The sequence below is a fragment of the Streptomyces torulosus genome (assembly GCF_001419765.1).
GTDB lineage: Bacteria > Actinomycetota > Actinomycetes > Streptomycetales > Streptomycetaceae > Streptomyces > Streptomyces torulosus.
In genome coordinates, this window is sequence record NZ_LIRK01000845.1 from 1 (window position 1) to 6,072 (window position 6,072).

Consider the following 6,072-nt stretch of genomic DNA (forward strand, 5'->3'; position numbering starts at 1 on the left):
AGACCGACGACGGAGCCCCGCGGACCGCCACGAGCGGCCCACGCGACCCCGTCCGCGGCTGACCGTCAGCTCCGTCGGCGGCTGACCGTCAGCCGATCCACAGGTCGTACGTGGCGCCGTCACTGGTGTCGTTCGCGGAGATGAGCCGGGGCTCCCACCGCCAGCCCGTGCTGGGCTTGCGGTGGTGGAACTCCACCGAGCGGCCGGCCACCCACCAGTAGCCTTCGGCCGTGGTGCAGCCCTTCGGCGCGATCTCCCAGAATCGGGAGCCGACCCAGTCGCCGAACTGGTTCTCGCCGACGAAGAAGAACTTCACGGTCTCGTTCGAGCCGCTGCAGATCCGGAGCTGGACGTTCTTGGTGCCGGCGAAGGCCGTGCCCGGGATCGCCAGCGTGCCGAGGACGGTGCCCGCGACGAGTGCCGCCGCAGCGATCTTGCGCTTGAGGCTGCGCATGGGAGGACCACCATTTCTGAGTGAGCGGGAGTTCTGAGTGAGCGGAAATGAGGGGGGATGACGGGGGATCAGCGCAGCAGGCCCTGGGTGCGCAGCCAGGTCCTGGCCGCTTTGCCGGGAGCCTCGCCCGCCTCGACCGAGGCGGCGAGCGTGGCCAACTGACCTGTCGTCAAGGGGTCGTTGACGCGGGCGAGGGCCGCCCTGCCGGTCGCGTCCACGGCGGGTGCGCTGATGAGCGGGAAGACATGCTCGGGCGGGACGACGGACTCGGGGTCGCCGAGGACGACCAGTCCGCCGCGGGCGAGCGCGGTGTCGCTGCTGCGCAGCACCAGCACGTCCGCCGTCCGTGAGGTCCCCGCCGGCGTGAGGGTGACGCCGTACGCCTTCTTCACGGCGGCGGCGGACGGGGCGCCGGGATCGCCGGAGGCGGGGCCGCCGAGGGTCAGACGGTCCTTCGCCGCGCCGAGGTCGTCGAGGCCGCGCAGCCCGTACCGGTCGGCGGTGGCCTCGGTGACCGCGACGACCAGCCCGCGCTGCGCCGCGGCGGCCGGCAGGGCGACGATCCCGGGAGGCAGCGCCATGCTCAGCGTCGCCTCCATGTTGCCGGGCATGGTCTGGCCGCCCGGCAGGGCGCGCAGCATGGTGCTCTCGTAGGCGGGCGCGATGCTGATCTCGCCGTCCACCACGGCCTGGGCGGTGTGGGTGGGGGACACGTACGCGGTGTCCGCGGTCCGTACCCTCTGCCCGGCGGCGGTGAGGAGTTCGCGGTAGATCGCCGCGACGACCCGGCTCTCGGCGGAGCCGTCGGTGCCGATCACGGCCGGCTCGCGCTCCGCGTGGCCGGCGCGGCTGCCGCCGGCCGGCCCGGCGGCGCAGCCGGAGAGCAGCAGGAGCGAGCAGACCGCGAGGGCGAGAATTCCGAGCGGGGAATGAATTCTGTGGAGCCTTGATATCACGGAAGAATTCCTCGCATCACGCATGACCATTCCTACGACGAGCGATGCGGCCCGTTCAGCAGTGCGCGCCGATTTCGGCGGACGTCATCTTCCGGTCCTTGAAGTTGACGTATCCGTACTTCGGGTTGTCCTTGTTGAATCCGGACTGCTGGAAGTCGTAGATGTACCAGACGTAGTGGTCGTAGTACTTGTTCTTGAACTGGATCTCCCACCAGCCCTTTGCCTGCTGCTTCGACGTGCCGCGTTCCAGCCAGCCGACACTGCGCGGCGAGATGTTGATGGTGTTGGACTCGGTGTCCGTGTGGGAGTTCTCCCAGGTGTGGCTGTAGCTGGTCTCGACGGAGGCCTCGAAGACCAGCGAGAACTTGTAGGACGCCGAGACGGAGACACCGACGGTGTTGGCGGCGGTGGTGGTGTCCGACCAGTCGATACGGTGCTGGTTCGTGTTGCTGCCGCAGTTGTAGGCGGTGCTCCCCACCTGGTGCTTCGGGCCGGTGTAGCCCCAGTAGCTCTGCGGGTGGAAGTTGCAGAGGCTGGCCCAGTCGCACGCCTTGAGGAGTTCGGCCTGGGTGGGCCCGGCGGCGAATGCCTGGGGGGCCGCGAGCAGGGAGGCACCCATGGTCAGAGCTGCGAGGGTCCCGGCGGTGCGGAAACGCCGAGTCGAACCGTTTCCGCGGTGCGCGAATGCCATTGATTGCTCCATGAGGAGGGGCGGAGTTTGGGGGGTGTCCGCCGACTGCGCACAACTATCGGGCGGAGATCGTGTCCCCGTCAATAGAGGATAAGGAAGGCCGGTCGATTCTGAGGGAATCCTGAATTTTCTGTCCGTGCATGAAAATAAGCACTGCCCAGAATTCATGAGGATCTCGGATTTCCGGCAGCGCTTATCGTCTTGCGCAGCATGCTCTCAGTCTTCCCTCAGAGTCTGATCAGAACGGCATCGGAGGCGGCTCACAGTTCGGGGGAGGAATCGTGTCGAGCGTCTGGCCGGTAACCTCTGCGGCTGTCCGACCCCTCCCGAGCAGCCGCCGGATGGTCAGCCAGCCAGCCGGGCTGCTGTTGAACTCGCGTATCTGTGAGCGTCACGGCGCGCCATCCACGCCGCTACCTGCGGTGCTGAAGGCTCAACGTCGGGCCGACATGCACATGGATGACCCTCGCAGCATGATGGACAGGGAGGCGGACGGGCCGCTTTCCGCCATGATGGTTACTCTGCGAGACGCCCCGGCCGTGTGGGTGTGCCAGAAACGGGGTGGCGATGCCCGCTGTTCTGGAACTGCAGATCTGCCAGCCTCACCCGCGGCAGTACGAGGTGCGGGTGCTCAAGTCCGCTGCGGGCGGGGAGCCGAGAGCGAGGTTGCGACTCGATGTCGATGAACTGCTGGCGCAGCGCCCCGATCTAGAGAACGTGGTGCTCAGCTCCGTCGCGGAAAGTGATCCGGTGCCGGAACTTGAGCAGGCCCTACAAAATGTGGGACGCCAACTATTCGACGCACTGTTCGCCGGCCCGGTCGCGGGAGCCTACCGTGCGAGCCGTGGCGTGGCGAAAGAGCGACAGGAGAGCTTGCAGATCATTCTGCGGCTGGAGCCACCGGAGTTGACTCTCCTGCCCTGGGAGGCTCTGTTCGATCCGCTGACCAATTCGTACGTGTGTCGACAGGAGCCGGTGGTCAGACATCTTGCCGCTGAGCACACACCCAATGTCTTGCCTGTGCAGCCGCCATTGCGGATCTTGGCGGTGATCGCCTCCCCGGAAGGTCTGCCTGAGCTGGACAGCGATGCCGAGCGCAGTCGTTTGGAAGAAGCGCTGACTGAGCAGTTCGCAGAAGGCCGGGTCGAGCTTGACTGGTTGCTCGACGCGACCTGGTCGAATCTGCAAACCCGTCTCCTCCGTGGTCCGTGGCACATCATCCATTTCATCGGGCATGGTGACTACGACGTCGAATCCAACAAGGGATGGATCGCGTTGGTGGGTGAAAATGGTGGCGCCGAAAAGGCAGAGGCGTCTCGCTTGGCGGATCTTGTTCTCACGGAAGCCAAACCAAATCCGAGGCTGATGGTGCTCAATTCGTGTGCATCTGCTCAAGGCGGAGGCTGCGATAAATTCGCAAGCGTGGGATCCCTTCTCGTTGATCGCGGAATCAGCGCGGTGGCGGCAATGCAGTTCTCGGTCAGTGACGGGGCTGCGGTCCGGTTCGCCCATGGATTCTACAAGTCGCTTGCGTGCGGTAGTCGAGTTGATGATGCCGTCAGGAGTGGACGGATATCCATGCTCGGCGACAGTCACTCCCTGGAGTGGATCACTCCAGTACTGTATGTTCACGGCGAGGCAAATTCTCTGTTCGACTTGACGGGCCGGTCGCAGAACCTGAAAAAGGGTGCTAATCGCGCTGCCAGACTGCGTCGACTCTATGACGAGGCGCATACGGAATTTCTGTTGGGTCACTTCGGCGATGCCACCGAGTTGCTTGACGACTTGCTTTTTCGTGACCCGGAAAACAGTGATGCCATCAAGTTGCGCCATCGCGTTATCCGGGAGGCGCAGCTGAGTAAGCTCTATGACCGGGCAGCAGAGGCTGAGGAGTCCAGCAGTTGGGGCACTGCCATCGAGTGCTACGAGCGGATCACGCAGAGGGACTCGGAGTATCGGGATTCTGTGGCGCGACTCGAGTTCTGCCGCGGTCGTCGGTACATCTCGCACCTCTGGGAGAAACTGCGTTCCTGTGCAAGCGAAATGCGGTGGCAGGATGCGCTCGAGCTCGGTGAGGAAATTTGCCAGTTGGATCCGGCAGGCGACGATCTCGATGGACTGATCACGCGGGCTCGTCAGGAAGTGGCAAAGGTACAGCGAGCGGAGTACCTGGGTAACTTGTATGTACAGGCCCGTGCGGCTGAGCACTCCGAGGAATGGGATGCCGCAATCGACTGCTATGAGTACATCGTTCAGAGTGGCTTGGATTACCGCGATTGCGTCTGGCGACTCGACCTCTGCAGGAATCGCCGGGCTGCGTCCCGCCTGCAGAAGGAGTTGCGAGAGCATGCGAGCGAAGGACGTTGGCAATCTGCGCTGGAGGTCGGTGAAAAACTTGAGTCCCTGGTCCCGGGTGCCGCTGATCGCGACGGACTGTTCACGCGTGCCCGTCAGGAAGTAGCCAGAGAGCAACGTACGGAGTATTTGGAAGGCATATATGCCCTTGCCCGCGCGTCCGAGCGCTCAGAGGAATGGGATGCCGCGGTCAACTATTATGAAATCCTCGTGGCCGAGGGGGAGGGATATAGGGACAGCATGCAGCGTCGTACCTTGTGCTTGAAGCGGCAGGGAAAGGCGCAGGGTGGCCGCGCTGAGAGCGAATCACCGACTGTCCTCGCGGTAAGAGATGTGGATATTGCGGCCCCCTGCGGAGCCGTGGTGTGGGCAACGGACGGAGAATCGATAGCCGTCGATATGCGGCTTGAGGCGCGCATTCGTGTCTTCGATACGGTCGGCAAGGTGAGGCTGAACATTCGGACAGGAAGCAAGGGTGCGCCCTACACGGTGGCTTTCAGTCCGGATGGCTGGCACATTGTCGGCAGAGCCAAGAAGGGCCTCTCGATATGGAACGCCCATACAGGAAGCAGACTTCTGCAGGCGCCGACCAGGGGGCAAGTAACCGCAGCAGACTTCAATCGAGATGGTTCGAGGATCGCCATTGGAGGCCAGGACGCGGCTTACGTCTGGGACGCTGAGACGGTCGAGGAGGTATTCTCTGCCGAGCAGCGTTTTGTGCAAGCAGTCACCTTCAGTCCGGATGGAACTCGATTGCTCGTCGCTGATGGGCGCGGACTGAGTGTATGGGAAATCGAGACTGGCTTGCAGGTTTTTGAGGATCGTAGAGGCTTCTTGAGTTCAGTCGCGTACAGTCCCGACGGTAAACGTGCCGCCGCTGGTGGAGGTGTGGAAGGTAAAGCGTATCTATGGACCTCGGGCCACGTCTACGAGTTGGCTCATGGTGCGCCTGTTACGGCGGTCGAATTCAGTCCTGAAAGTGCCTGGCTCGCTACCGGTAGCGGAGATCAACTAGCACGCATATGGAATGCAGAGAACTCGCATTTGTTGTGCAAGATACACCATGAAGATCCTGTTGTTTCGTTGGCCTTCAGTCCGGACGGTAGTCGTCTGGTCACTGGTACGCAACGCGCCGTAACGGTGTGGAAAATTCAAGTCATCCCGACCTGACAGGGGAATGAGGATAACCATGGGGCGACTCGTGGAATTCGCTACAGAAGGCGGCGGCACTGTACTTGTCGAGGTCAGTGACCAGTCGGCCGGAGTGGTGACGCGCGGACGTCGAAAGCCTAGCGTCTCCGAACGTGCCCAGCGTTCCTTCGAGGATGCTATAGGTCGCGTGCAACCTGCCATGCATGCCGTTGTCGGGCGCGTGCAGGCCGCAGCGCAGTCTCCCGACGAGATCCAAGTCGAGTTCGGGCTCAACATGCACGCCGAGGCGGGCGCATTCATCGCAGCGGCGGGTGCCACAGCCAACTTCACCGTCACTCTTACCTGGTACCGGAATGGGACGCGCTCCGCCTCATGATCTCCCACCGGTCGACACGGGTGTCCAGGCACGGCGACAAGGCCGCCTCCGTCCTTGGGGAGACGGGGGCGGCCTTGTCGCCGTGCCT

Annotated in this window: 5 protein-coding genes; 2 read left to right on the forward strand and 3 right to left on the reverse strand. The window is 63.4% G+C overall.

Annotated elements, in window-relative coordinates:
- Positions 1–88: 88 nt before the first annotated feature.
- The 3 genes from AOK23_RS41205 to AOK23_RS41215 all read right to left on the reverse strand — a co-directional run bounded on the left by AOK23_RS41205 (position 89) and on the right by AOK23_RS41215 (position 2,101).
- Entirely contained in the window at positions 89–454 is a 366-nt protein-coding gene (locus AOK23_RS41205; RefSeq protein WP_055717529.1) for a hypothetical protein, read from the reverse strand.
- Positions 455–522: 68 nt separating this feature from the next.
- The gene (locus AOK23_RS41210) at positions 523–1,410 is read right to left on the reverse strand and encodes a glycine betaine ABC transporter substrate-binding protein (RefSeq protein WP_240496806.1); all 888 of its coding nucleotides are present in this window, start codon (positions 1,408–1,410) and stop codon (positions 523–525) included.
- Positions 1,411–1,465: 55 nt separating this feature from the next.
- Positions 1,466–2,101 (reverse strand): hypothetical protein, encoded by a 636-nt coding sequence (locus AOK23_RS41215; protein ID WP_055717530.1) that lies wholly within the window; start codon positions 2,099–2,101, stop codon positions 1,466–1,468.
- Positions 2,102–2,668: 567 nt separating this feature from the next.
- Between AOK23_RS41215 and AOK23_RS46275 the strand changes: the two genes are divergently transcribed.
- Positions 2,669–5,626, forward strand: a complete 2,958-nt coding sequence (locus tag AOK23_RS46275; protein WP_157878309.1) for a CHAT domain-containing protein — start codon at positions 2,669–2,671, stop codon at positions 5,624–5,626.
- 19 nt (positions 5,627–5,645) lie between these two features.
- Positions 5,646–5,984 carry a CU044_2847 family protein gene (locus AOK23_RS48255; protein ID WP_157878310.1) on the forward strand — a complete coding sequence of 113 codons (339 nt, stop codon included), beginning with the start codon at positions 5,646–5,648 and terminating at the stop codon, positions 5,982–5,984.
- The last annotated feature ends 88 nt before the right edge of the window (positions 5,985–6,072 follow it).